The sequence below is a fragment of the Paenibacillus sp. W4I10 genome, from assembly GCF_030816325.1.
Lineage (GTDB): Bacteria > Bacillota > Bacilli > Paenibacillales > Paenibacillaceae > Paenibacillus > Paenibacillus amylolyticus_B.
The window spans coordinates 4,653,085-4,680,009 of sequence record NZ_JAUSXX010000001.1 but is presented as its reverse complement, the minus strand read 5'-3'; the positions used below and the strand labels follow the sequence as shown (position 1 = coordinate 4,680,009).

Here is a 26,925-nt window from a genome sequence, read left to right as displayed (position 1 = left end):
TTGGATCATGGAGTGTAACATAGAGCAGTAGACAGAGAGATTAAGAAATAATAGAGACAAAAGAAAGCACAATGCCTGGACGGTTGTTCGGGGGTTGTGCTTTTTAAATTCCATTTTGGAAGAATTTGCTGTATGCAAAGCAATCATGCTACGATATTTAGTATTAAGAGAACGTTTACATTACTTTGAAGGAGATGTTGATAATCACTACGGATCAGATGTCTTACGACCATATGGCAGCTCAGATTATACAGAACTACACTATTGAGAAACCTGTCGTTTCATATATTCGTCATAATGAGAATCTGACGTATCATGTCGTTGATGAAGCAAGCGGGCAGAAGTATCTGCTACGTATCCATCAAGCCGCATATGCAAGTATGACAGGCATTCAGCATACACCTCCTGCGCTGGAGGCAGAGATGAACCTGCTTCATGAGTTAAATGCAACGACAGCATTACGCGTACAGCATCCGGTACGCAATGTATCAGGAGATTGGGTCACGTTATGGACAAGTGAAGCAGGTAAAGAGATCTGCTGTACAGTTCTGGAGTGGATTGAGGGAAGGGACATCCAGCAGGGAGAACGCCTGACAACAGAACAGATCTATGATCTTGGGGCACAACTGCAGATGCTTCATCAATATGGGCGTGAGCAGAATCAGACAGATCAAACAAAGGTGCGGCCGGCATATGGCAACATTCATGAGAACTTGGTCATGCTAGGGCAGCTAGAGGAAAGCGTCCGACTGGGGATTTTTACAACGGAAGACTTCGATCTGCTTCGTGAGACGTTTGAGAACATTAATGAGCAGCTAGAAACATACCCGCAGCACGCAGGGACATGGGGGATCATTCATGGGGATATTACTCGCAACAATCTGCTGATAACGGATCAGGGGATGTCCATGATTGATTTTTGCCTACACGGTTATGGTTATTATCTTTTCGATGCCGGAGGGGCAGCGCTTATGTTCAATCGGGAGGAACGTGACATATTCTTATCAGCTTATACCAAACAGATCGCGCCACTGACGGATCGTGATATCCGATTAATGGAAGGATTCATGTTGATCTTTACACTGGGTTATTATGCCTTTCAGATGGCGAATGAGTCGAGACACGAATGGATGAAAGACCGTATGCCGAAGTTATGCAGCAAGTATTGCAGACCCTATGTACAGAACGAGAGTATCTTCTACGAACTGTGAATTAGGGTGTGCAGATCCGGAAGGGCTACGAACAGTGTGGTTCAAATATTATGGTTGCCTGAATACCCGAACAGTTTCGTGGACAATATCATAAATAGTAGTAAGCACATCTTTGATTGAAGGAAAATGAAATAATATGTTTAAAATATCCTTTTATCGTATTAATGTGATGAAAGCTGACAAAATATTCTGGTTTTCATCGGTTCAATCGAAAATGAAGGAAATACATCCAAAGAAATCGTTAAGTTTGTTGACACTGATCTTCCGGTCGATTAATCTTAATGAAGAAGAAATGAACGATTTCCATTACTGTTCTGACATACGCTCAGAATGGTTCCATACAGCGGATGATAACGAGCGGGAGAGACCTGGGTTAGCCGAGCAATGGCTAGTGTTCAGGCACCGAAGGAGCAAGCTGCTGCGCACCCGGCCCAGTGGTTAATCTCTCAGGTAAATGTACCATCGTTGGACGCAACTCTGGAGAGTGCGCGAATTGCGCCACCCAAGGGGTATATGATCAGTTAGTCCGGTGACTTGTCTGTAATCGCAGGCAATGCACCTTGTCGTGAGACACTGCTGATCGTGAAACTCTCAGGTATCGAGGACAGAGAGAGGGCCTGAGGCCTTCTTCTGTCCTTTTTTGATGTCATCATTCAGTAATAAAGGAACATTATGGCATGGGATCTGGATGGAAATGACGAACACAATTGGAGGGTTACAAGGTGCGATTTAAAGATGTTTTCTCAATTATTGGTCCGTCGATGACGGGGCCTTCAAGTTCACATACAGCTGGAGCAGCAAGGCTCGGAAGAATCGCTCGTCAGTGGCTAGGTTGTACGCCCGAACGTGCCCGGTTGACACTATACGGTTCATTTGCTGATACGTATCAGGGGCACGGAACAGATCTGGCACTGATCGGCGGTCTGCTGGATTATGTCACAGACGATCCGCGTATCCCGGATGCAGAGCAATACGCAGAGGAAGCGGGCATGGAGGTTGAGTTTTACACAAGTGGCCTGCCTGCTCCTCATCCGAATACGGTCAAAATTGAGTTGTGGCATGAAGGGCGTACCTGTTCCTTAATTGGTGCTTCTATTGGTGGTGGTAGTGTATCGGTGCATGCGATGAATGATTTTCGTGTTCAGATTAGTGGTGAGTTTCCGACACTCGTGCTGCGGCATGCGGACAAAGCAGGGGTGCTTGCCTCGGTAACGTCCACGATCAGTTCATCCGGGGTTAACATCGGGTATATGCAGGTGGATCGGAAAGCCCGTGATGGCGAAGCGCTTACCGCGATGGAAATGGATGGTGCGCCTAATCCTGATATGCTCAAGCGTCTAAAGGAGCTGGATCATGTACTGGACATTCGTGTCATCGATTTGAAGAGAGGAGTTGATTCGGATGCGATTTAAACATTTACACGAACTGAATACGATCTGTACAGCGGAATCCAAAACGATTGCTCAACTGATGATCGAGGAGCAGGTTCAGGAGACCAATACACCGGAAGCGGATGTTGTGAAGCAGATGTCTGAATATTATCAGGTGATGAAGGAAGCGGTACGTAAAGGGTTAACGGAAGATACCACTTCACGCAGTGGATTAACGGGTGGAGACGGTAAAAGAATGGCAGAGTACATTCGCAAGGGTGAAACTTGCTCGGGAGATGCTTCCGCACTTGCCATGGCGTATGCCCTGTGTGTATCTGAAGTAAATGCCTCCATGGGCCGGATTGTGGCAACACCAACAGCCGGTTCCTGCGGCATCATCCCCGGTGTTTTTATTAGCTCACAGGAGCGATTTGGCTGGACGGACGAACATTTGGTGAATGGGTTGTTCTGCGCGGGAGCGATCGGTTATGTTATTGCCAACAATTCATTTATCTCCGGTGCGGAAGGTGGCTGTCAGGCGGAAGTGGGTTCCGCGATCGGCATGGCTGCGGGTGCCATGGTTGAACTGCGTGGAGGTACACCGGAACAGGTCGTTCATGCCGTAGGCTTGGCGTTAAAAAATACACTGGGCCTTATCTGTGATCCGGTCGCAGGCCTCGTTGAGATTCCATGCATCGTCCGTAACGGACTGGGTGCAGTTACGGCGCTAGCTGCGGCTGATATGGCCCTGGCCGGAGTGCGTAGTGCTATTCCTTCAGATGAAGTCATCGACGTTATGCTGGAAGTAGGCAGTGCGATGCCGAGCCGTCACCGGGAGACAGCCCAGGGCGGGTTGGCCCAGACGCCAACCGGCCGCAAAATGATGCAGAAGCTGGCAAAACCGAAGGCCAAGCGTGCAGAGCCGGAGATGGAGTCGAAGACAGCGGATTCTGACACCACTACAAGTGGGGCGGACAGTGCTCAAATGGACACAGACCCTAAGGTTTAAGCTGAACTGGGACTACCGGGATATCATCAGTGACATTATGATGTATAACAGCGTTACAAAACAAGCGTCTGCGAACCTGAATCCAGGTTCTGCAGGACGCTTGTTTTATACTGTCAAATGAAGCGAAGCTGGGCTACTAATATGTGACTTCAGATGTATGTGTAATCTGATCTAATCCTTGCTCACAGACGTACTCAGTACGGCATATCCATACGCGGGCAATTCAATGGCAAGCACGCCGTCATCCTTGGCGGTACGATGGTTTCCACCAAATAGCTCGGTCCAATCCTCGTCACCAGCCTCCAGCTCGACAATAGCCGTCTCTTCGGATCGATTGAATAGAACCAGAATGCGTTCCTCCTCATTTTGCCGCTCAAATACCAGTTGACTGCCATCGGTACGAGCCTGCAGGAAACGAACAGTGCCTTCTGCACGGAGGGCAGGATGAGCATGACGCAGGGAGATCAGTTTTTGATAAAAGTCGAGCAACTCACGGTCCTGCTTCGCTTCATCCCATTCCATGCATTTCCGGCATCCCGGATCATGCTCGCCGTCCATTCCAATCTCGTCTCCGTAATAGATGCACGGAGCGCCCAAGTAACTGAACTGGAATAATGCAGCCAGCTTCATCTTGCGCTGGTCTCCTTCACACAGCGTGAGCAGTCGTGGGGTATCGTGACTGTCCAGCAAATTAAACGCCACTTCGCTGGCCTGAAGCGGATAACGGGACAACTGTCGCCCGATGGAGTTTGCGAACTGTTCGGCGTGCATTGTATTTTTCACAAAGAAAGCATTCACGGCATCGGTAAACGGATAGTTCATGGACGCATCGAACTGGTCGCCTTGCAGCCAAGAGGAAGACTCGTTCCATACTTCGCCCAGAATGTAGGCATCCGGATTAGCGGCTTTGACCACACGGCGGAAATCACGCCAGAATGCATCGTCCACTTCGTCTGCCACATCCAGCCGCCATCCGTCCGCACCCACTTCCTTGATCCAGTACTCAGCAACCTCCAGCAGATAGGCCTTAACCTCGGCATTCTCCGTATTGAGCTTTGGCATGTGCGCTTCGAATCCGAAGGTCTCATACGTAGGAATGCCGTCCTTCACGTCCAGCGGGTATTCGTGTACATGGAACCAGTCCTTGTATTTGGATTGTTCTCCGTTCTTCTGCACATCCACAAACGGCGCAAACGTCTTCCCGGAATGGTTGAACACAGCATCCAGAAGTACGCGAATTCCACGTGCATGGCACAGCTCGACCAGTCGTTTCACGGTATCTGCGTCACCAAAGTGCCGGTCTACCCGCAGGTAGTCTTCAGTATCGTATTTGTGATTGGTGGTGGCTTCAAAAATGGGTGTGAAGTAGATCGCATTAATGCCCAGATCGCTGATGTAATCCAGATGGTCGATTACGCCCTGAAGGTCACCGCCGAAGAAATTGAAAGGTGTCGGCTCGCCACCCCACGGTTCCACTTTTTCTGGACTAATATCCGGGTTGCCGTTCGCGAATCGTTCAGGGAAAATCTGATAGAATACCGCATCTTTCACCCATTCAGGGGGTGTGAATACGGCCCCGGCATGTATGTAGGGGAATTGGAACATGCGGCCTGGATCGTCCGGCTCTTCTTCCTGGAAGCCCGTCTCGGTCATCCAGATCTGCTCGTCTCCGTCTTTTAATAGAAAAGAGTACTTCAGCCGATGGTAAGGAGGCTTCACTTCACCTTCGTAATAATCGAACATGGAGTCAGAGGTGAACTTCGTTAAGGGAACCAGCGCTTTGGTTGCATCCCACGCATATTTGTCTCCGGTCAGGGCATGTACCTCAGTCAGATCATTCTTTTTGGCACGCAAACGCAGATGGATTGTATCTTGGTCATAGGCATAGGCCCAGTTTCGTTTCGGTTGATGATAGATGGCTTCCAGCAGCATAATGAATTTCCTCCCGTCAGGTGTAGGTATAATATGTACTTGGTAGATTTGATTGATATAACATTCCCCACGTTAATGGATAAGCTATAATTAGAATGTGTGGTAACGTAAAGGAATTCAATATGGTTTCAACAAGATATGAATCCATCTGTTATAGACAGCTTTTATCAGGATGATGCTCAGATATATCATTAACCCAATGGGGGCAGAAAGGAAACGAATATTCGAATGAAAACCAAACTGTTATATATTGAAGATGATACGGAAATTGCAACTTGGGTCAGAGCCGATCTGGAGGAGCGCGGTTATGAGGTGGTATGGCTCGGCAGTGGTGAAGGTGCAGCGGAGGCTGCTGTCGGTTGCTCACTCATTATTCTGGATGTCATGCTGCCCGGGTTGGATGGATTTACGGTGGGTCAGCGACTGAAAAAAGAACATCCCGCCGTGCCCATTGTCATGCTCTCGGCCAGAACGTCCATTGACGACAAGTTGCATGGTCTCGATTTTGCCGATGACTATGTGACCAAACCATTTCACCCCGATGAACTGGCTGCCCGGATTGAAGTACAACTGCGTAAGGCAGGAACAGCGGTATCCACGGATGCTGCCCTGAAGCTGGATCATCTCTCCATCTATGAGAAGGACAACCGGATCGTCAATGAGGAGACGGGAGATGAGATTATTTTATCGGGAAAACAGTTCCACATCTTCGCCTACCTGCTAAGACATATGGGCATGATTCGAACCAAAGAGCAGATCTATGAAGCCGTCTGGAACGAGCCCTATCTGGATGGGGACAAAACTTTAATGGTACATATTCGGCATCTGCGCGAAAAGCTGGAGCTTGATCCGGCTAATCCTGTAGTTATTCAGACGGTCCGTGGTGTGGGATATCGTGTGAAGAAGCCATGATCCGGTGGTTCAGGGAACGGAAGATCATGAAGGGAGAACGAAGCATGGATCAAAAGCAATCCGGGCGGCGCAAGCTTCGCTTTGGGCGGTCCTTGATGTCCAGATACATTATCCTGATCTTGGCGGCTGTATTATTTGTGCCCGTTGTGCTTCCGATCATATCCGTTATATATATTGTCGTAGTGAATAATACGAATACGAATCAAGCAGCACCTTATGGTGACGTTACCCGGATTAGTAAACTCTGGTCGCGGGAAGCAAAGAATCTGGATGGTGCTTCCAATGAAGAGGTTAAGGCCCGATTGGAGCAATTACATGGCTCGTATCCCAAATCTTCCATGTATCGTGTGAATGCGAGCGGTGAGACCCTCTTCATTATCGGTGGTGAGGATGTAAACATTCAGAAATCCAAATCCCCGGATGGCAGGACAGACACGACATTGAGATGGTCACTGGACACCGGACAAACGGCAGAGACTCGAATTCCGGCCATATGGAATGTGAGCAACACGGTGCAATTCATGAAAGAAGCTTCCTTTCGCGATCCACTGACCGTAGTTGCATATATTGGCGGAGCTGAGCAGGACAAAGGACAGGGATTCATGATCATTGAAGTACCGCGGTCACTTCTGCAAATGAATCAGAGTAACTGGCCGATGGAACTCTTGTATCTTGGTATCGTAATGACCCTCATCTTTCTGATCTTCATCATTATGTCGATTCTCTTCTTCGCACGCATTCGCAAACGACTTATTCGTTTGCAGACGGCCATGATGACCACTGGAAAGGAAGGCCTCCCGCTTCCGGTAGATATCCGCCGGTCAGACGAGATTGGTCAACTGGAAGAATCCTTCAATCAGATGGTGCATCAACTATCCGACAGCCGCCACCGTGAACGCGAGGAGGAACAATTGCGCAAACGTCTCATTGCGGGGCTTTCCCACGATCTGCGTACCCCGCTAACGGTGATTCGTGGACATATGCATGCTTTGCACAAGGAAGAGCTGAGCGAGCAAGGTGACCGTTCATTACATCGCATGGAAGCAAAGATGGAGGACCTCGGTGGGCTCATTGACAACATGTTATCCTACAATTTGCTCACGAGTGGGAAATATACACTGAAGCTGGAAGAGAAAGATATACTGCGGATCGTCAGGGAAACGGCGGCCGCCTGGTACCCGGTCTGGGAGAAAGAGCAATTTGATATTGATATTGACCTGCCAGAGGAACCGCTGATCTGGCATATGGATGAACAGGGCATGCGCCGTATTCTTGATAATTTGTTCCAAAACGTGATCCGTCATGCCGCCAGCGGGAAATATATTGGTATATCAACTCAGGAGATTCAGGGTGAGACGGCCATCGTTATTCAGGATCGGGGTCCGGGAATGCAACCGAATTCCGACACAAAAGGCACAGGTCTAGGCTTATCCATTGTAGACCTGTTGATTCGTGAGATGGGTCTGCGCAAGCGGGTAGACAGTTCCGATACGGGTGTCCAGACATATATCTACAGTGGTAAGGGAAACAGGGAAACAACAAACCGCTGAAATAGCTTTTTTAAACTAAACTTAAACTAGAGACTACTTTGGCTTTAACCTTGGAAGGTTACGATAGTTCCGAGGTGATCATACAGTGAGTGAAAATATTATTCAAACGGCGAATTTATGGAAAACATACCGGGACCGTGCAGCGGTCCGTGAACTTGATCTGCATATTAAAAAGGGAGATATCTATGGCTTCCTCGGTCCCAACGGTGCCGGCAAAACAACAACGATTCGCATGCTTCTCGGCTTGATTAAACCAACCAAAGGCGTGATCCGTATCTTCGACAAGGATATCCGCAAGGATCGCATGGATATCTTGCGCCGTGTGGGTTCCTTGGTCGAATACCCGTCCTATTACGGACATCTGAACGCAGTAGAGAATCTGGAAACTTTGCGTCGCATCATCAATGTACCAAAATCAAGAATTGCTGAAGTGCTGTCCATTGTAGATCTGACCAAGGATGCCAAACGTTCGGTGAAGGGATACTCCCTTGGGATGAAGCAACGTCTGGGTATTGCCAGCGCTTTGTTGGGTGAACCGGAGTTGCTGATTCTGGACGAACCAACGAATGGACTCGATCCGGCTGGTATTCAGGAGATTCGGGAATTGATCAAACGTATGCCTCTGGAACATGGCATTACCGTTCTGGTTTCCAGCCACTTGCTGAGTGAAGTCGAACAGATGGCAAGTCGTGTTGGTATTATCCGTGAAGGCAAGATGGTGCTTCAGGATACCATCGCAAGTCTGCATAGTCAGACGGGTAGCTCTATCCGGTTAACGGTTTCCGAGCCGGAAGAGGCTATGAAGCTGGCGAGAGAACAGGGACAATTTGGTCAGCAACAAGGTTCTGCATTAACGTTCCCTTATATGGATAACAGTTCAGTGGCACTGCTTGTGCGCCGATTAATTGAGCAGGATCATGATGTGTATCGTGTAGAGGAACAGCGTCAGTCGCTGGAAGATCTGTTCATGCGGGTCATTGGTGAGGGGGCTTCCATATGACCGGGCGTGCATTATCGTCAGACTGGCTCAAGATTCGGGGGAAAGGGATCTGGTTTCTTATCTTTCTGGCCCCTCTTGGATTGACAGCGATGCAGGCGCTTAATTTTGGCTTACGGCTGGACTATCTGAAAGAGCAGTATGCAGATAACCTGTGGGGCGGATTGCTCGGCAATGTGGTTGTCTTTGTGCCCTTGTCTCTGATGCTGGGAGCAACTATTCTCAGCTCCATGATCGCTAATGTCGAGCATGAACAGGGATCGTGGAAACAGTTGTTAGCAATGCCGATTCCCAGACCAGCCGTATATTTGGCGAAGTTCTTGCTGGCTTGTCTGTTGCTGGTAATCTCCTGCCTGCTGCTAACCGCAGGCATTATAGGTCTGGGTCTGATCTTCGGATTCCATGCCAGTGAGATCCCTTGGACGCATGCCATTAAGCTGGGGCTGTTGCCTTTAGCTGGTGCGCTTCCCGTGTTGTCGTTGGAGTTATGGCTCACAATGGTCAATAAAAATCAGGCGCTTCCCGTCACTCTGGGAATTGTTCTCGCGATAACAGGCATGTTTGCGCTCAGTATCTCACCGTATTTTCCACTTGCTTGGGCACAGATGGCTTGGAATGGACCTAATCCATATCTGTATGCAGGCATGGGGGCAGGTCTGGGGCTCTTGATCCTGTTGTTGGGTATGGTGCATTTTAGCCGGAAGGATGTGGCCTGATATGAGCTTTGCGACAACGTATTTTCGAATTTTGTCTGCTGAGCGGTTGAAGATGGGCAAATCACCCATATGGCTCCTGATTCTGTTAAGTCCACTTATTGCACTGCTCATCGGACTGTTGTCCACTCCATCGGGGAATTGGCAGGTACTGATGGGCACCATGGTCTTCTTACACGGATTACTCCTTTTGCCGATGCTGACTGGCGTGTTTACGTCCTTTGTCTGCCGTTTTGAACATGCGGGAGGAGGGTGGAAGCAGATGCTGGTTTTGCCGCTCACACGTTCAGGTGTATATGCTGGCAAACTGACGATTGTACTCATGCTTCTGGCGGGTACACAAGTGTTGTTGCTGATATCCATTTTGCTGGCAGGCATGATCCATGGCATTACGATGGAGATACCCTGGGGATTCCTGGTGGGCAAACTGCTGCTTGGGTTGCTGGCCTGTGTACCCTTGGCTGCCCTGCAGATGTTCGTTTCATTGGTGTGGAGTAGCTTTGCCGCACCGCTCGCACTGAATTTTGCTCTGACTGTACCGAATATTCTCATCGTGAACTCGGCGACGTTTGGGCCGTATTATCCCTGGGCACAACCGATGATTCTGATGACACCAGTGGAAGGCGGAGGTTTCGGAGCCTACAATGTTCCGCTTATGACGATGCTGGCGGTCGTCGGAGGCAGTGCTGTTATTTTCATAGGAATCGGCATGCTGTATTTTGCGAAGAAAGAAATCTGAATAATTAAATATATGCCTAGTTATCCTATGACCAAGATCCTCTTTTAAGCAAAACATGCAACGTTCTATTGTATGTGAGCTTGAGGGGATTTTTTTCTAATGTCTGACCCACCCATCATGAATGGTCAACTCCCGAATGATTTTGGCCGGCGCTCCGGCTACAAGTGTATTCTCGGGTACATCTTTGGTCACCGTGCTTCCTGCTGCCACGACTGCATTTCTGCCAATAGTCACTCCCGGCAGAATGAGTGCGCCTGTACCAATCCAGGCATTATCCTGAATCACAATCCGCTTGGCAGTTTGGCTCCCGTCATCCAGCGAGTCAATTCGGTGGTAGGCACTGTCGAATATGCTTGTTCGAGGACCAATCATGACGTTATTGCCGATGGTCACTTCAACGTTAGCGGCAATCCCGACTCCTGCATTAATCATGACGTCATCGCCAATCGTTAATCGCGCGCCTTTGACCACCGTTAACTGGGTTCCCCAAGGTTTGCCTATAATGTTAAGCCGCTTTCCCACCTGCAGGTCACCCAATCTATTCAGATAAACCTTACCCCTGATTCGTGGCAGCAGGCCCATAGAGGGCTGAATTTTACCAAAGATGGCCAAACCTCTTAGTTTGCCATAAGCAATTTTAACTCTGTTGGGCAGCATGATTCATCCGTCCTCTCCGTAGTTGAAAATCGTTTTTTTAACGATTATAGCCTTTTTGATACAATTTGTATCGTTAATTTTACGTCGAGGCATCGTAAGAGCGGATGATCTCTCTTTCCTTGAGAAGCTTTTCTTCAGGCGGAGTTCGGGGTCATCCTCTCAGCTCGCTAACGAATCTGAGGAGTCTTAATCAAGGATTTGAAGTGATCGCAGCAATCTAAGGAACTTGAGACATGTTATATCCAATGAAACAAGCAGCGTTTATCTCAGGAGATTATGGGGATTAGCGTGTCTGATGTTCTTTAAAATTTAAAAAGGGCACATGTACGCCAAATAAGATGTCCTGAGCTCTTTAGAAAATCGTTCAGCCATTCGCCAGAATCAGCTGACTTGGAATTGAACTTCAAGGTTATCAGAGGCTAACATTAATCCTTGTATAATTTGTCTTTCATTGAAGACGCTCCTAAGTAATATCAAAATTCCAAGTATTACCTCACACATCATGTGAATTGAATCATAGATTGTAAGCAAAATGAGACGAGAATCTGGTAAAATAAAAAAAGCTGTTTCTAGGCAGGCTTACATGGTTATTCGAGGGTAGGCCCATTTTTGTAAGGGATAATCAATCCCTGCTGTTAGATGAAGATATTGGCTGAGAAAAGAGGGGTAAGCCTTGGATATTAATAAAATGGAAACCCTGAAGCGCATTATTTCTGAGGGAAGTTCTTACCAATCACTGTTTTTTAACCATCCGGATGCCATTTACGTAATGGACATCCATGGAAACTATATTGATGCTAATCCCTCGGTAGAGCGGATATCGGGGTATACACTGGATGACTTGATTCGTATGAATCAGGGTGAGATCTGTCCTCCGGACAGTGAAAATTCACGCAAACAATACATTAAAGAGGTACTGGCTGGACGTTCAGTCAGTAATTCCATTACTTTTTATCATAAAGATGGTTCCCTGAAACAGGCAGAGATCACGTATGTGCCTATAACGGAGGGAAAAGAAGTTGTAGGAATCTATGGCATTGCCAAAGATGTTACCGATATCCTGGAAGTGCAACGTGAGCTTAAGGAGGCACAGGAGAAATATCAGGTGCTGGCTGACCATGCACAAGATCTGATTACAACTTGTGCTACGGATGGCGAGTTATTATACGTTTCCCCTTCCGTGTACACCTTACTGGGTTATAAGTCGGAGGAAGTCATAGGAAAGTCCTTCAAGGATTATTGTTATCCGGGAGATTATCCGGACCCTATGGATCTTTCCAAGATCGGCAATGGCTGCAAGATGCGTGTGTTGCACAAAAAGGGACATTATATCTGGATGGAGACATTGGCGAAACCTGTGGCTGGAGAGCGTGGCAAGAGTGTCCAGATTGTAAGCATCAGCAGGGATATTACCCAGCATAAGGATGCGGACAGACGTCTTCGGGAAAGCCGTCAGCGATACAGATCGTTGTTCGAACATAACCCGGCAGCTGTGTATTCATTGAATCTGGAAGGTAAATACAGCGCAGTGAACAGCAAACTGATGCAAATGCTGGATATTCCGCGCAATAAGCTTATTGGCCAATCTTTTTTATCCAATCTGGATAAATGCGAAGTACAATACGGCAAACATTATTTTGAAATGGTGAAGCAAGGCGAACCGCAATATTATGAGACCCGAATCGTCAATTCAAGAGGTCGGAAGATTGAAGTATCTGTTACGAATGTGCCCATTATTGTGGATAAGGAAATGGTAGGCGTCTATGGGATCGTGTCCGATATTACCGAGCGCAAGGAATATACGGAGCGGATTCAGGAGCTCAGCAAGCAACATGAGCTGATCCTCAACACGGTTACGGAAGGAATATATGGTTTGGATGCGGATGGAATCACCATGTTTATGAATCCTGCAGCAGCTTCGATGTTCGGTTATGAGGCGAAAGAATTCATTGGCAAAAACTCACATCCCATCATCCATCACACCCGTGCAGACGGAAGTCATTTGCCACAAGAAGAGTGTCCGATCCACATGACTGTGTTGGATGGACAGAGACGTTCAATCAAGGAAGATGTATTCTGGCGTAAAGATGGCAGCAGCTTTCTGGTGCAGTATCAGGTGACGCCGATTATTGAACAGGGACAGATTCAGGGCGCCGTGGTTGTGTTCAATGATGTGACTGGCGAACGTGAAATTGTACGTGCCAAAGAGACAGCTGAGCTGGCAGCTCAGGCCAAGTCAGAATTTCTGTCGATGGTTAGCCATGAGATCCGGACACCGATGAACGGGATCGTGGGGATGACAGAATTGTTGATCGGTACCGATTTATCGGAAGAACAGCGTGAATATGCCGAGATTATTCGAGACAGCGGCGATGCTCTGCTGAACATCCTTAATGATATTTTGGACTTCAGTAAGCTGGAATCCGGGAAAATGGCACTGGCTTATGAACCATTTGCATTACGCAAGATGCTGGAACAGGTTGCCGAACTGTTTAAACCGCGTGCAGATGAGAAACATCTGGAGATCAGATATCGTCTCAATCCAAGCATCCCTGAGTTCATGGTCGGTGACGCCATACGTATCCGGCAGATTCTGGTGAACTTGGTTGGCAATGCGCTCAAGTTCACAGATCAGGGAAGCATTGATGTTGCCGTGGATATTATCAAGGGCAGAAAGCCTGAAGACAGCGTTCTTGATTTTGCGGTGCAAGATACGGGAATTGGCATCCCGGCTGACAAGCTGGATCAGTTGTTTCAGTCCTTCTCTCAACTACATCCGGTGATTAACCGGAAGTATGGTGGTACCGGACTGGGACTGGTCATCTCCAAGCGACTCGTGGAGATCATGGGAGGCAGTATCAGTGTCGAGAGTATAGAAGGGGAAGGCTCAACCTTCCGGTTTGCTGTTCCTGCGGCGAGTGTAGATGCTTCAGCAGAACAGACAGTAAGTCAGTTCCATCATGATCGCACACGTCAGAGTGATAAGGTCGCCATGCGTATTCTGGTGGCGGAGGATCATCCGGTAAACCGGAAGATTTTACGAGAATATCTGGAGAAGCTCGGATACCACGCAGATGTATGTACCAATGGTGTGGAGGCAATTGATGCCATCTCTCAGAATGCTTATGATATTGTTCTGATGGATATTCATATGCCTGTGATGGATGGACTAAAGGCGACAGACCTGTTACACCGCCTAATTCCACAGGATCGCATACCTCCAATCATCGCAGTTACAGGTAATGCCAAACGTGAAGACAAGGAAGCTTGTCTGGAGATTGGTATGCGTGATTTTATTAGCAAACCGGTTATGCTGAGTGAGTTGAAGCGGGTGTTACAGCAATGGGGACCAAGGGACGAACCTCAACTTGCACCGAATTGAACAACTACTCAGCTGTGAAAGTAATAAACGCAAACATGCCAATAATCCTCCACTGATGGAGTGTTATTGGCATGTTTGCGTTGGCAGGCTTTTGAAGTTGAGCCTAAGCATACAAAGTGGAGTTGTGCACGAATGGCTTATACCAGTGTCAGACGATTGATGTTACCAGATAGGATTTCACAGGAATTGTTGAATTTCTCACGTTCCGCCGCATCCAGATTCAATTCGATAATCTCCTGAATACCATTGCCACCGATGATTGCAGGAACACCGACGCAAACGTTGTGTTGCTCGTACTCTCCGTCCAGAATAGCCGATACGGCGATGATCTTGTGTTCGTCATTGAGGATGGAACGAGTGATGTGAGCGAGGGCGTTGCCGATCCCGAATTGGGTAGAGCCTTTGCGAGTGAAGATCTCCCATCCCGCATCTTTCGTTTTGCGTGCGATATCGTCCAGATCCAGATGTTTGAAGCGCTCCTTGTGCTGATCCATGATGTGCATAATCGGTTTGCCACCGATGGTCACATGGGACCAGGCTACGAACTGGGATTCTCCATGCTCCCCGAGAGCATAACCATGCACACTGCGTGGATCGATGGAGAAGACTTCAGACAGCAGCGTTTTGAGCCTTGAAGAGTCAATGGACGTCCCTGTGCCGATGACATGCTCACGCGGCAGGCCAGATAATTTCCATACCATATAAGTTACTATGTCAACCGGATTAGCAGCGACGACAAAAATTCCGTTAAATCCACTGTTCATGATCGGGACCACGATGTCTTTGGCAATCGATTCCGCTTCCTCCAGAATATCCAGCCGTGTCTGTCCTGGTTTGGGATTCGCCCCGGCAGTTAAGACGATAACATCCATATTGCCACAATCGGCGTACGTGCCTGCATATACCTTGGTGCGATTATGTGTGAAGTCCATACAATGGGAAAAATCCAATGCCTGAGCTACAGCACGGTCATACGTCCGGTCCACCATCATAATTTCCCTGCAAATTGATTGATTAATCATGGAATACGCACAACTCGAACCGACAAGACCCGCCCCGATCACCGCTACTTTGCCTGATTTGCCTAACACTGCCGTTCAGCCCCCATTTAGATTGATATTTATTCGTTACTAATGCGTCCTATGTTAAGTATATTCCTTTATTTTATGCTGAAATGCACTTCTACGTTACATAAGATAACACATGGAAAAGCTGTGCAGCAATGATATCCGTTATCGCGGGAGCGTATTGGAGTAAATGAGTTAACAAAATTGACATGAATAATTCTTAATCATATGATTTGACGGCGTTTGCACTTGTGTCATTCGACATGACAGCATTCATGCTCATTGTCGGATTGGGGGTTATTTGTGCGGATCATATACCTGACAAAACTTCTTATTAATCCGCAGAAACAGAACAAAACCGCCAAAGGGATCTGCCGAGAAGCTGACGAATACATACGGACAAGCAAAAGATAAGCATACTTGATCCATGAGACAGGTTGCCCCGATCCGATGACGGTTCCATAAAGGAACGCTGAAGCCATAATGTTTTTATCCAAGAATCAATTTCATAACTCACTAAAGGTATTATGAAATTGATTCCCAAAAGACTTCATTCCGGGAGGGAATTAATGATGATTGAAGAAGCAGGAGCAACGACGGAAACGGCCAAGAGCCTGGGCATAGGTGCCAGTACTCTTCGTAAATATGCGGCGGCACTGGAAGAACAGGGATACCGGTTCGAACGGTCCGCCAACAAATCGAGACTATTCAAGTCCGACGACATCGAGTGCATTGAACGTCTAATGACTGAACTCAGAGAGCATAATCTACCGCTGGCTGATGCTGTGGTGACTGTATTGGCTCCAGAAGTACCTGTAGCTGCAGTAGAAGTAGATGTACCGGTGATGGGGATTGAAGGTCTGTCAGAGACGGAATGTGCAGCAACATCAATGTCATCCGTATTCCCTGAAGAACCTGAAATAATGGGTAATCTGAGATCCTATGAAGGTCTGGGGCAACTGGTGAGTGAGGTGACTTATGGTGCTGTAGAACAACAGCAGGATGATCGGGTACAGCTGCTGCAACAGCGGGTCGATGAACTGGAGCTGACCCTTCAGCATCTGGCTGATACACATATGGCGCTTCAGGAACAGATGGAAAAACAGCGTCTATGGATGAACGAGAAACTGGAAGAGGAGCGGGATCGTGAACTCGTAACCAATCTGCGCAGTTTCCAGGGAAGAAAACGCAAACCCAAAGGAGTATCCCTGCGTATGTTGTTTGGGTTCCTGCCCAAGAAGCATAAGGAAGCTTGAGCAACAGGCATTTACCCATCGTGATTTTACAGTATCGGCCTGATATAATAAGCTCCATACAACATGAGGACTGGCAACGAACTGCTCAGTATAGATAAAGACTGAGTGGATCAGGAAGCTGGCGTGGGAGGGTCTGTGGAGCTGCGACGAAGTTGGCAAAGATTGCTCGGATTATGGACGGATCGTCCTCGCCGGGAAGGCACGACCATTGCTGAGCGTTATACAATACAGGAATTGCTGGGTATGGGAAGCTATGGGCTGACATACCTGTGTACAGATGATCAGAACGGCAGGGAAGTGGCGTTGAAGGAGTCCAAACCTAGCAAGGGCAGACTCTCTGCGCACCTGTTGGAGCGGGAGGCGGACGTGATGAGACGTCTGCATCATCCGGCAATCCCTGATCTATTGGATGTGTTCACATCCGGGAGACGAAGTTATATCGTTACCGAGTATATTCGTGGACAGACGCTGGAAGATTGCATATTTGAGCAAGGTCTTCGATATACGGAGCGGGAATGTCTGGAATTGGCAGGTCAACTGCTGGCTCCGGTGGCTCATGTACATGAGCAGGGATATATTCATGGAGATGTGCGGATTCCCAATGTTATTTTACGTGAAGGGACGGTGCATCTGATTGATTTTGGCCTGGCGAGACGCTTGGGGGAGCCGTTGTTGCCGGAGCTAAAGCGACGTATGCGTGAAGTCCCTGAGCCTGAAGATGAGCCAGCTACACCGGATCATGATCTGCAGGATATCGGCCACTTTCTTCTCTTTATGCTGTATTCGGCTTATGAGCCAGAGAAGGGCCGCGAACCTGCCAGTTGGCAGGAGGAACTGAAGCTTACGCCGGAATTGCACCAGATGCTGGAGCGACTCCTTGGACTCCGGCCAAGTTATGAGGGTGGGGCGACAGAGTTACAGGCAGAGATTGAGAAGGTGTTGCTGAAATTACAATGAAATAAGCTTTATAGGCGGACCTATATTTGTTATCCGTGACCTCTTCGTATGATATCTATAGGGGTCTTTTTCCTTTTTACTATATAGAAACAATAAAGGGGTGTTCTGCTGGCCGTAAGTACGGCTGGCGAACACCCCTTTACATATTCATTTATTGTAGCGTCTAATAAGCTGGTGTGATCATTGCTCTTTAAAAGCAGTCGTGGAAGCCGCTTAGCTGGAGCTGTATTTTCTGCTTTTGTAATACCCGGAGCCACTACGGCTGTCCCGGTATTTCACATCCGAAGAAGAATAGCGCTTGTAGGAACGCTTGCCTGAGGAACTGCTGTGACGTTTATAGGAGCGCCTGTCCGAGGAGCTGTAACGTTTGCGGTGAGATGAAGATTTGGAATCAATAAGTTTGCCGATAATCTTTTTGAACATGAGCTTTCACCCTTTCGACTTCAACTGTTTTAAGCATATACGTGGTCAGATATGAAGGGGTTTCGATTTTTTCATGGATAATTGTATTCATTGGACAGGAGCTTGGCGTATAATAGGATGTTGCTGATTGCACGGAATTTTTTATTTTGAGTGTTTAGCGTTACAATAGAGGACAGGATAAGATTTTAACGGACAGGAGTAGTTATTATGATTACATTAAAGACCAAAGAACAGATTGAATATATGAAAAAAGCCGGAGAAATTCTCGCCGCATGCCATAGAGAAATTGCAAAGATGATTCGTCCAGGCATTACGACACAGGAGATCGACCAGTTTGCAGAAGCTTTTATGAAGAAAAATGGCGCTACGCCGGAACAAAAGGGATATAACGGATACCAATATGCGACATGTGCGTCGGTTAATGATGTGATCTGTCACGGGTTTCCGGGAAAATATGCACTGAAAGACGGCGATATCGTTACAATCGACATGGTGGTTAATCTAAATGGCTGGCTTGCGGATTCGGCTTGGTCATATGCCGTAGGTGAAGTGACTCCGGAAGCACAACATCTGCTGGATGTAACCAAAAAATCTCTGTACAAAGGCATCGAACTTGCTGTGGTGGGCAACCGGATCGGAGATATCTCCAATGCGATTCAAGTGTATGCAGAAGGTGAAGGCCTATCGGTTGTGCGTGAGTTTATTGGACACGGTATTGGTGAGAAGATGCATGAGGAACCACAAGTCCCTCACTACGGTCCGCCTCATCGGGGTCCGCGTCTCAAGGAGGGCATGGTTATTACGATCGAACCGATGCTGAATATTGGTACGTTCCGAAGTAAGCTGGATTCAGATGGATGGACTGCGCGTACTATGGATGGAAGTCTGTCTGCCCAGTATGAACATACGATTGCGATTACGGCGGATGGTCCAGTGATTTTGACAGCACAATAATAGCCAAAAGCAGCTACAATGTGACGATATTTGCATATTTCAAGGCGGCCCACGTTTGTGAACCGCCTGTTTCGGTTTAAACTATTAAGAAGTGATAACACAGAGCCAGTGGTAAGTGATCTCAGCTGACAAGGGTTAACCTTGCGTCCACTTGGCAACAAGGAGGTAATTTTGGTGTCTTTAAATAAACAGATCGTACTTGCTTCTCGTCCCGAAGGTGCCCCTTCCAGAGAGAATTTCAACTTCATTGATGCACCTCTTCCTGAACCGGAAGCTGGGCAAGTCCTGGTACGTACATTATATTTGTCGGTTGATCCATACATGCGGGGCCGCATGAAAGATACAAAATCCTATGCTGCACCTTACGCGTTAAATGAAGTGATTAAGGGTGGAGCCATTGGACAGGTTGTGGAATCTTCGGAACCGAATCTGCGCAAAGGTGACCTCGTATCCGGTATGTGGGGCTGGCAGCAATATGCCGCAGTGAACACGGCCGATCTTTCGCTAATTGATACCGAAGAAGCACCAATCACGGCTTACCTGGGTGCGCTGGGCCTGACGGGTCTGACGGCTTATTTTGGTATGGAGGACATCGGCAAACCGAAGGACGGCGAAACCGTTGTTGTATCGGGAGCAGCCGGAGCGGTAGGCATGATTGCAGGTCAGATTGGTAAGATTGTGGGAGCACGCGTGGTTGGTATTGCAGGCTCTGATGAAAAATGCGCTTATTTGAAAGAAAAGCTGGGCTTCGACGTGGTGTTGAACTACAAGAAGGAGCAGGATATGTCAGCGGCTATTGAACGGGCTTGCCCAGATGGTGTAGATGTCTACTTTGACAATGTGGGCGGGGACATCTCGGATGCAGTCTTGCGCCACATCAATCGGAATGCACGTATTCCGTTATGCGGTCAGATCTCGTCTTATAATCTGGAGAAGCCGGATATCGGGATGCGACCACAGACGTTGCTGTTAACAAATACAGCATTAATGAAAGGTTTCCTGCTGGGTGACTATACGAAATCCTTCAAGGAAGGCCGCGCCAAGTTGGCGAAATGGATCAAGGAAGGTCATATCCAGTATGAAGAAAACATTGTGGACGGGTTCGAACAGACGCCGGAAGCATTCATGGGTCTCTTCTCGGGAGATAATCTGGGCAAGCAACTGGTTAAGGTTGCAGATCCTGAATAGATCTCGAATGATTTACATGTACAATTAGGTTGGACACGAAAAGACACGTTCTGCGCACCAATGGTGCAGCAGAACGTGTCTTTTTTATCTGTAAATCTGTGCGTGGTCTATGTAGGGTGACTAGTGTTCGGCGACCAGCACTTCTTTGTAGTGTTTGTACATATATACACGCCAGCGTACAATCATGCCAAAAGCCAGCAGGAAGAACAATCCGCCCGTTTGCGGAATACTTACATATCGCTGAATGACTTCATGCAGGATTAGGCGTACGGCCAGCAATCCAAGCAAGATAAAAGCAAAGCTGCGAGAACGTGTGGCGAAAATTTCTTCACCTACTCGTTCAAACCGTGTACTGCGAATGAGGGGATAGGAGAAGAGGAACCAGCCCACCAGGAACGCAATGAATGCCCAGAGTAGAGGAACATGTGTCTCCGGTACAACAAACATGAGAAACCCTGTGCTCATGCCGAGCGGAGGAATAAGGATTTTACGAATGGTCACCGGTCTGTGACTGGCTTTCATGCGGATGAAGATGGCAAGCAGTGCCATGACAAGCATGCCCACGGTTGCTCCGATTTGCAGGTAGTACGGACTGATTTGAGCCACGTAGAACTCCCTCTTTCTGGAATAATATGTTATCCGGTGATCCGGAACCCAGTACGAGTTGCCGGAATTTTCAGTTCCTATTATATCACAAACGCAGAAAGCCGATAGAAAGCTTAGTGTATCATATACCCGATATGTATTCACAGGGTGTATTTGAAAATTTTGTATTATTGTGCCCGTTGTAAGGCCGTTTATTCGATTAAGGGGAAATCATGCAATGATTGGACAACAATGGATGTATATCAAGCTTATCGGCTCACATCATAGAGGGTGGCTTATGGGTAATACAGATTGGTTAGTACATGTGGTCAGCCTTGTGTGTGCAAGTGTACTAGCTTTTTTGCTGGTTATCTACGGTTACATCTTATGGATGAAATATAGCAGTAGGCGCAGGGAAAAGGTTAAGACGGCACTGATGCATGAATTACTTGCAGAAGGTTCATTTCTACAGCGGTACCTGAACGAGGGAGAAATTGGCGTAAACTTATTGAATATGAGTGGAGATCAACAGATCGTTTTGCAGCAATTGTTATTGCAACGGCTCGCTCAAGGTCCCGCAGAGCATGAGATTTTGCGAATTCGTCTGTTATCTTGGCAAGTCTTTGGAAGCTCATACCGATTGGTTTTGAAGACGGGAAAGTGGAGTGAACGGGTTAACACGTTGTTATATATTGAACAGTTTCATATGGTGGAGCTTCTGCCCAGGTTAGAGGATATGCTGCGGGTTACTTCCTGTACGCCGCTTGAACGCTTCATCATATTGCGCATATATGCCAGAACCGGTTATTTCAGAATCGTTAAGGAATTGTTGCGTGAGCAATATGTATGGTCCGATTCGCAGGTTCTGCAGATTCTGCTGTTGCTTACCGATTCATCCTGGACTCGTCTGAAGGATCATTTCAAGGATGTACCTTATCAGGTCCAGTGTAATATCGTCCAAGCCATTCGTATTCGGGATGACCAGACGGAGGGTGCTGTTGTTCTACTGGAGAAGCTCATTCTTGGAGAGGATGCATTGCTGCGTACCCATGCGTATCAGGCATTGGCTCAAGTGGGCAGAGGTCACGAAGATATGCTGAAGGGGCTATTGCTGGTATGGAACGAATCTGGTGAGGAGAGGCAACGCTCTGAAAGACTAACAGTGACCCAGCTTATGGGTACTGTTCATGCGGATGCTTTTATTCCTAGACTGAAGGTAATGATGGGTGATCCTTCTTTTCAGATCCGACAGGAAGCGGCGAACTCTCTTGCCCGGTACGAGCAGGGACTTGAAGAACTCCGCGAAACGGCTGTAAACCATCCGGATAAATATGCAAGGCAGATAGCGGAGGAAACGCTGGAAAGGATGCAGTATGGACGAAAGATGGATTGAGATGTTGCAGAGTTTTGTTTTGGCATGTTACGAAGGGATATTTATCTATCTGGTGTTAGCGATTGTGATGTGTAGTGTTCTGGTAGTTGCTGCCGCTCGCACATTGATTCGCCAGAGGGATCTGGACCCGTTGCAATATCATGAGATGTTGGATGAAGCACTGGCTCCTGCGGTATCCCTGCTTGTCCCGATGCGTAATAGTGAGAATACGATCATACAGCGAATTAATTGTCTGCTGGATATTCAGTATGCACGCTATGAGGTTATTATCATTAATGATGGATCAGAGGATGGAACAATGCCACGGTTAATAGAAACCTATGACCTGATGCCCATTCGGAGTAAAGTTCATTATTCGGGACTCGGCCAGGAGACAGCTCAGATTAAATGTGTCTACCAATCCAGGTTGCATCATCGTCTGATTGTGATCGACAAGGAATATGGAGGACGAATGGACTCCCTGAATGCAGGCCTGAATATCTCGCAATATCCTTATATCGCCTCTGTTGGACCCTGGACAGTTCTGGAACCGGATGCATTGGTGAAGATTATGAAACCCGTTATGGATGCTCTCCCAGGAGAAGAGGTCGTTGCTTGTAGTGGACGATTAGATCTCATGGCCCCCAGAAATACGGATCATACAGATTTAACGGAAAACAGCACAAGACTTACGGACAGTACGTTGTATGTAATGCAGACCATTGAATACGTGCGTGCTTTTTTGATTGGTGGTGTAGGACTTGTTCGTTACAATATTAATGTGCTTTTATTTACGGCCCAAGTATTCGGTGTATTCAAAAAGAACCGGGTGTTGGAAGTTGGGGGTTACAAGCGCGATGACCAGGTCGCTCACATGGAACTGGTGATGCGGTTACAGAAACATATGAAGCAGATCAAGGAACGTGGCCGTATTATATATATTCCCGATCCGATCTGCAGGGTAGAAGTACCCGGTACATGGCGTCAGCTGTGCAGACAGCGTATCGGTTGGCACATGCAGCTTGCAAGCAGTCTATGGACTCAGCGGAGCATGATCTTCAATCCCGCCTATGGCTGGATGGGGATGGTATCCATCCCGTATTTTATTCTGATCGAATTGTTGGGGCCTGTGATGGAACTGGGAGCGATTTTGCTGTTCATTGCAGGCATAGGGCTACAGTTGGTGGATATCAACCTATGCATCATTCTCGCTCTGCTGCTGACGCTCTATGGTTCACTGTTGTCCGCAGGTATGGTAATGTTCGAAGTATGGTGTTCACGCAAAGCGTACACGTCCAGAGCAGTGACGCGTCTGTTATTGTATGCTTGTTCGGAGACGTTCTGGTTCAGACCGCTGAACAATATATTCCGTATGTTTGGCATTTTGCAGGCTATGGGATTGAGGAAGGAAAAGGAGATCAGAAATGGATTGGGGTAATCTATCGGCAATCCTGGTAATACCTTGGAACAGAGCAAGGAGGAAGAGGCTTCATGAAAAAAAGTTACAGGCCAGCCACGATGTGGACGCTGGCTTGTTTTACAGTGGTATCGGTGGTGCTGGTTGTCCCCTGGATTATGTGGCAATCCCAGGCCCCTATTCCACTGAACATCATGATTATTGACAAGAGCAGACCGGACTTGTCCTATCAGGGGCACAAGGGGTTGGTCTGGCTTTTGAATCAACAGAAGATTGTACGGCACACAGGGGAATACTACTCGTATGAAGAGGATTATTACGGTTATGATCTTCAGGACGGGCTTCCACGAATGAAACAACTTCTGCCTGATGAGGTGACAGATACGGATCTGATCTATCTGACGGCAAATCGGAGCAGTCTGTCCGCACACAAGAATGAACGGAAACAAGACGGAATATATGAAGGATTAACGATATATGATGTGCAGAAGATCCGCGAGGCTGCGTATAAAGGGGTAACGCTTGTCGCCGAATACAGTGCGTTGGCGAATACGGCTTCGAAGATGACCAAGGAGCAGCTGTATCCCATCTTGGGAGTGAACAGCAGTGGATGGCAAGGGAAATCGGTATCTAATCTGCAAAGTATAGAAGAAGTCCCCCGGTGGGTTCGGGCGAATTATGAGCAGCGGGAGAAGAAGAAATGGTCATATTCCGGAGCGGGTATGCTGCTGATACATATGGATGGACAAGTCATGGTACTGGAGAAAGGTCCGGATGTGAAGACAGGAAATGTACAAGTTGCATTCACACAGGAGGGCAGGGATTGGAGCGGTATAACCCAGGATATACATTACAATGGCTGGTTCGATATCATTTTGCCGCAACAGCAGGATTCCATATTGGCCTGGTATAAGACGGATTTGACGAAGGCAGGCGAGCAGAAGCTGGTGGGTGCAGGAATTCCCGCGGAATTTGCTGCACTTGTCCGATATGACGACTATAATCGGTCCTATTACATGGCAGGGTCCTTCGGAGAGATGAAGCATTATTCTTTCTGGCGCCGAATCAAAGGATGGGAGGTCGTCAGGTCCAAGCTTACGCCCGATCAGAAAGATATTCCGGACATGTTCTACTGGAAGGTGTACGTGCCCGTGATGAAGCATATTTTGAATGAAGTGCAGGATGGACGGCAGCAATGGCCATAGATAGGCTATCGAGAACCGTTTCGATGGAAAGAGGGAAGCCAAAGTCCATTCCACCTTTCGAGAGGAACGGGAGATGTACATAATAGAGAAGTGCGTCGTTGTGAGTGGCAAAAGCATGGTTGAGAGACAGGGTACCCGCATAATCAATGCAATTTGGAGCATGATTGCTCCGTATTTAGACTCCATAACACAATGTGTGTCTCGACGTGTACCGATATTGAATCATGATCTGAAGCAACGTACGTAGCACATTCTAACGAACTCAGCGCATCATATTTGGCCTAATTTAATACGTTGGTAAATATAACGAATCACAGACACGTTAAATGACGGGATACACTCATTATTCCTGTCCTAACTGCCAATTTTCTGCGAAATAGGACGAGTGGAGTTCGTTAGATTTCAGTTAGTCAGTGAGCAATGATGTGGAAGGGTAACGTAAAAAGGACTGCAGATCCTCTGCAGTCCTTTTTCATGATGCAATGCGTGCCTTACTGGTTCTGGTGAAGATGTCGGAGTCCGTGCAGGAAGGCGGATACGGTCAGACGCAGACTGTCGTCCGGATCAAAGTTCATGCCGAAGCCGCCCTGTGCCTCGATGGAGGCAAATCCATGGCAGAGGCTGCGCAAACCACGAACGGCGTGCAATGCTTCCGCTTCGGTGAGCGGGTAGGGCTGCAAGCTGTGCAGCAGCAACTCCAGCGTGGCTGTGCTGGCGGCGGCGAGCTGTGGCTCCTCGCGATCCGGGGCATGAAATGAGGCTTCGTACAGCCCGGGGTGCTCGCGGACGAAGCCAATGTATGCCGCAGCGATGGCCTGGATGGCATCGTCGCCTGTGCGGTCAGCCGTAGCCGCGGTTAATGCGCGGCTAAGCTGTTGTATGGACATCAGCGCCATTTCCTGGCGAAGCCCGGGAAGTCCGCTGATGTGGTTGTAGAGCGACGGCGAGCGCACATCCAGGCGCTGTGCCAACGCGGCCAGTGTCAGCGCCTGAAAGCCGTCGCTGTCAGCAAGCTGGGCGGCGGCGCTGAGCAGAGCGCCGCGATCCAGCCCTTGCCGGGGGCTCATAGTTGCCCCCCGGCAAGGCAGAACCGCTGCTGAGCATCAACGGTTGCCGCGCGCATGGCGGCCGCGGGCTGGCGCAGCATCCGTCCGTGGCCTACAGCCAGCACGGACGGTTCCAGCTCCGCCAGGCGCTTCGCGCTGGCCAGAGCCGCTTCGCGGTTCCACGTCGCCAGCGCGGGGAACGGGAAGAGCGGGCGCACGCGGCCGGATACGGCAAGGCCGCCTTGCAGCTGGTACGCGTCGCCAGCGATGAGCACGCGGCTGCGCGTATCCATGAAGGACATATGCCCCGGCGTATGTCCTGGTGAGGCAATGGCGACCAGTGAACCAATCTGGTCACCGTCATCCAGCAAGTGGTTTGGCTGGGTGTGCACCGCTTTGGGCTTGGGCACGCCGCCGCGTACCGGGGTTTGAGGCTCACCGGGAAGAAGGGAAGTATCACCCGCCAATAGCCGGGCATCCCGTCTGGAGATGAAGACTTCGGCTTGGGGCAGTGCCTCTTTGAGACCATCCAATGCACCAATATGGTCGCTATGAGCGTGAGTCAGAATGATCTTGGTAATGGGCTTTCCAAGGGACTGGGCAGTTGCCAAAATCCCCTTAAGACTGAACGGTATTCCGGCATCAATCAGGGTTAATCCATCTTCCTCTTCAACCAGGTATACGTTCACAGGGAAGAGTCTTGGAAAAAACGTAACTTGAACGACATCAAATTCTCGGGTAATACGCATCGTGAAACCCTCCTTAAAACTAATGGTATTAGTATAATAACTAATGGTATTAGTTTTAGCAATACCTGTTATTCATTTTATTCAAATAAAAAAAATTTTAAATAATGATGCACTTTACAAAAAAAGCGTTTTCAAATTGAAGATTACCGATTATAATAATCACGTAAGCCCTTTCATATGTCTATCTTATTGGAGCCCTTCGCGTAGCGAAAGGCTCACTTTTTTTGTTCTTTT

Annotated in this window: 23 protein-coding genes and 2 riboswitches; of the genes, 16 read left to right on the top strand and 7 right to left on the bottom strand. The window is 48.1% G+C overall.

Going from position 1 to position 26,925, the window contains the following annotated elements; translation table 11 throughout:
• Nucleotides 1–194 precede the first annotated feature (194 nt).
• The 3 genes from QF049_RS20935 (at nucleotide 195) to sdaAA (ending at nucleotide 3,590) form a co-directional block, all read left to right on the top strand.
• Nucleotides 195–1,211 (top strand): phosphotransferase enzyme family protein, encoded by a 1,017-nt coding sequence (locus tag QF049_RS20935; protein ID WP_307540292.1) that lies wholly within the window; start codon nucleotides 195–197, stop codon nucleotides 1,209–1,211.
• A 348-nt stretch (nucleotides 1,212–1,559) separates the two neighbouring features.
• Nucleotides 1,560–1,682, top strand: a riboswitch (glycine riboswitch).
• A gap of 4 nt (nucleotides 1,683–1,686) precedes the next feature.
• Nucleotides 1,687–1,821: riboswitch (glycine riboswitch) on the top strand.
• A 112-nt stretch (nucleotides 1,822–1,933) separates the two neighbouring features.
• Nucleotides 1,934–2,623 (top strand): L-serine ammonia-lyase, iron-sulfur-dependent subunit beta, encoded by a 690-nt coding sequence (gene sdaAB, locus QF049_RS20930; RefSeq protein ID WP_307540290.1) that lies wholly within the window; start codon nucleotides 1,934–1,936, stop codon nucleotides 2,621–2,623.
• Nucleotides 2,613–3,590, top strand: a complete 978-nt coding sequence (gene sdaAA, locus QF049_RS20925; protein WP_307540289.1) for an L-serine ammonia-lyase, iron-sulfur-dependent, subunit alpha — start codon at nucleotides 2,613–2,615, stop codon at nucleotides 3,588–3,590. The genes sdaAB and sdaAA overlap by 11 nt, the downstream gene beginning before the upstream one ends.
• Before the next feature lie 171 nt (nucleotides 3,591–3,761).
• Here sdaAA and QF049_RS20920 read toward each other — a convergent pair whose 3' ends face one another.
• Nucleotides 3,762–5,522, bottom strand: a complete 1,761-nt coding sequence (locus QF049_RS20920) for an alpha-glycosidase (RefSeq protein ID WP_307540287.1) — start codon at nucleotides 5,520–5,522, stop codon at nucleotides 3,762–3,764.
• 228 nt (nucleotides 5,523–5,750) lie between these two features.
• Here QF049_RS20920 and QF049_RS20915 point away from each other — a divergent pair, with 228 nt between their 5' ends.
• The 5 genes from QF049_RS20915 to QF049_RS20895 all read left to right on the top strand — a co-directional run bounded on the left by QF049_RS20915 (nucleotide 5,751) and on the right by QF049_RS20895 (nucleotide 10,433).
• Nucleotides 5,751–6,434, top strand: a complete 684-nt coding sequence (locus QF049_RS20915; RefSeq protein ID WP_091038197.1) for a response regulator transcription factor — start codon at nucleotides 5,751–5,753, stop codon at nucleotides 6,432–6,434.
• A 44-nt stretch (nucleotides 6,435–6,478) separates the two neighbouring features.
• Nucleotides 6,479–7,984 (top strand): HAMP domain-containing sensor histidine kinase, encoded by a 1,506-nt coding sequence (locus QF049_RS20910; RefSeq protein WP_307540285.1) that lies wholly within the window; start codon nucleotides 6,479–6,481, stop codon nucleotides 7,982–7,984.
• Nucleotides 7,985–8,069: 85 nt separating this feature from the next.
• Nucleotides 8,070–8,984, top strand: coding sequence for an ABC transporter ATP-binding protein (locus QF049_RS20905; protein WP_124117936.1), 915 nt, complete (start codon nucleotides 8,070–8,072; stop codon nucleotides 8,982–8,984).
• Entirely contained in the window at nucleotides 8,981–9,697 is a 717-nt protein-coding gene (locus QF049_RS20900) for an ABC transporter permease (protein ID WP_105601498.1), read from the top strand. Before QF049_RS20905 ends, QF049_RS20900 begins: the two co-directional genes overlap by 4 nt.
• A gap of 1 nt (nucleotide 9,698) precedes the next feature.
• Complete coding sequence (locus QF049_RS20895; protein WP_307540281.1) at nucleotides 9,699–10,433, top strand: ABC transporter permease; 735 nt, start codon at nucleotides 9,699–9,701, stop codon at nucleotides 10,431–10,433.
• Between the two features lie 96 nt (nucleotides 10,434–10,529).
• Here the strand turns inward: QF049_RS20895 and QF049_RS20890 are convergent, their stop codons facing one another.
• Nucleotides 10,530–11,090 (bottom strand): acyltransferase, encoded by a 561-nt coding sequence (locus tag QF049_RS20890; protein WP_091038205.1) that lies wholly within the window; start codon nucleotides 11,088–11,090, stop codon nucleotides 10,530–10,532.
• A gap of 673 nt (nucleotides 11,091–11,763) precedes the next feature.
• Here QF049_RS20890 and QF049_RS20885 point away from each other — a divergent pair.
• Nucleotides 11,764–14,472, top strand: a complete 2,709-nt coding sequence (locus tag QF049_RS20885; RefSeq protein WP_307540279.1) for a PAS domain S-box protein — start codon at nucleotides 11,764–11,766, stop codon at nucleotides 14,470–14,472.
• A 137-nt stretch (nucleotides 14,473–14,609) separates the two neighbouring features.
• On the opposite strand, the gene QF049_RS20880 is transcribed toward QF049_RS20885, so the two are convergent.
• Nucleotides 14,610–15,563, bottom strand: coding sequence for an L-lactate dehydrogenase (locus QF049_RS20880; protein WP_124117929.1), 954 nt, complete (start codon nucleotides 15,561–15,563; stop codon nucleotides 14,610–14,612).
• A 545-nt stretch (nucleotides 15,564–16,108) separates the two neighbouring features.
• Here QF049_RS20880 and QF049_RS20875 point away from each other — a divergent pair.
• Together QF049_RS20875 and QF049_RS20870 are read left to right on the top strand one after the other, a co-directional pair.
• Nucleotides 16,109–16,795: a MerR family transcriptional regulator gene (locus tag QF049_RS20875; protein WP_307540275.1), complete on the top strand. Its 687-nt coding sequence runs from the start codon at nucleotides 16,109–16,111 to the stop codon at nucleotides 16,793–16,795.
• Between the two features lie 105 nt (nucleotides 16,796–16,900).
• On the top strand, nucleotides 16,901–17,752 hold the full coding sequence (locus tag QF049_RS20870) for a serine/threonine protein kinase (RefSeq protein WP_307540273.1): 852 nt from the start codon (nucleotides 16,901–16,903) through the stop codon (nucleotides 17,750–17,752).
• A gap of 213 nt (nucleotides 17,753–17,965) precedes the next feature.
• Here QF049_RS20870 and QF049_RS20865 read toward each other — a convergent pair whose 3' ends face one another.
• A complete protein-coding gene (locus QF049_RS20865; protein WP_017690946.1) occupies nucleotides 17,966–18,175 on the bottom strand; it encodes a hypothetical protein in 210 nt (69 codons plus the stop codon).
• Between the two features lie 207 nt (nucleotides 18,176–18,382).
• Between QF049_RS20865 and map the strand changes: the two genes are divergently transcribed.
• Both map and QF049_RS20855 read left to right on the top strand, forming a co-directional pair.
• Nucleotides 18,383–19,129, top strand: coding sequence for a type I methionyl aminopeptidase (gene map / locus QF049_RS20860; RefSeq protein WP_091018494.1), 747 nt, complete (start codon nucleotides 18,383–18,385; stop codon nucleotides 19,127–19,129).
• Nucleotides 19,130–19,303: 174 nt separating this feature from the next.
• Nucleotides 19,304–20,317, top strand: coding sequence for an NADP-dependent oxidoreductase (locus tag QF049_RS20855; protein ID WP_076215938.1), 1,014 nt, complete (start codon nucleotides 19,304–19,306; stop codon nucleotides 20,315–20,317).
• Between the two features lie 120 nt (nucleotides 20,318–20,437).
• On the opposite strand, the gene QF049_RS20850 is transcribed toward QF049_RS20855, so the two are convergent.
• The gene (locus QF049_RS20850; protein WP_176873064.1) at nucleotides 20,438–20,923 is read right to left on the bottom strand and encodes a CcdC family protein; all 486 of its coding nucleotides are present in this window, start codon (nucleotides 20,921–20,923) and stop codon (nucleotides 20,438–20,440) included.
• Between the two features lie 217 nt (nucleotides 20,924–21,140).
• Here QF049_RS20850 and QF049_RS20845 point away from each other — a divergent pair, with 217 nt between their 5' ends.
• From QF049_RS20845 to QF049_RS20835, 3 genes are read left to right on the top strand one after another with little or no spacing between them, the layout of a single operon-like run.
• Complete coding sequence (locus tag QF049_RS20845) at nucleotides 21,141–22,295, top strand: HEAT repeat domain-containing protein (protein WP_307540267.1); 1,155 nt, start codon at nucleotides 21,141–21,143, stop codon at nucleotides 22,293–22,295.
• The gene (locus tag QF049_RS20840) at nucleotides 22,276–23,712 is read left to right on the top strand and encodes a glycosyltransferase family 2 protein (protein WP_307540265.1); all 1,437 of its coding nucleotides are present in this window, start codon (nucleotides 22,276–22,278) and stop codon (nucleotides 23,710–23,712) included. Before QF049_RS20845 ends, QF049_RS20840 begins: the two co-directional genes overlap by 20 nt.
• 53 nt (nucleotides 23,713–23,765) lie before the next feature.
• On the top strand, nucleotides 23,766–24,896 hold the full coding sequence (locus QF049_RS20835) for a hypothetical protein (protein ID WP_307540263.1): 1,131 nt from the start codon (nucleotides 23,766–23,768) through the stop codon (nucleotides 24,894–24,896).
• Between the two features lie 491 nt (nucleotides 24,897–25,387).
• Here the strand turns inward: QF049_RS20835 and QF049_RS20830 are convergent, their stop codons facing one another.
• A complete protein-coding gene (locus QF049_RS20830; RefSeq protein WP_307540260.1) occupies nucleotides 25,388–25,963 on the bottom strand; it encodes a TetR/AcrR family transcriptional regulator in 576 nt (191 codons plus the stop codon).
• Nucleotides 25,960–26,691, bottom strand: a complete 732-nt coding sequence (locus QF049_RS20825; protein WP_307540258.1) for an MBL fold metallo-hydrolase — start codon at nucleotides 26,689–26,691, stop codon at nucleotides 25,960–25,962. The genes QF049_RS20830 and QF049_RS20825 overlap by 4 nt, the downstream gene beginning before the upstream one ends.
• Nucleotides 26,692–26,925: the final 234 nt, after the last annotated feature.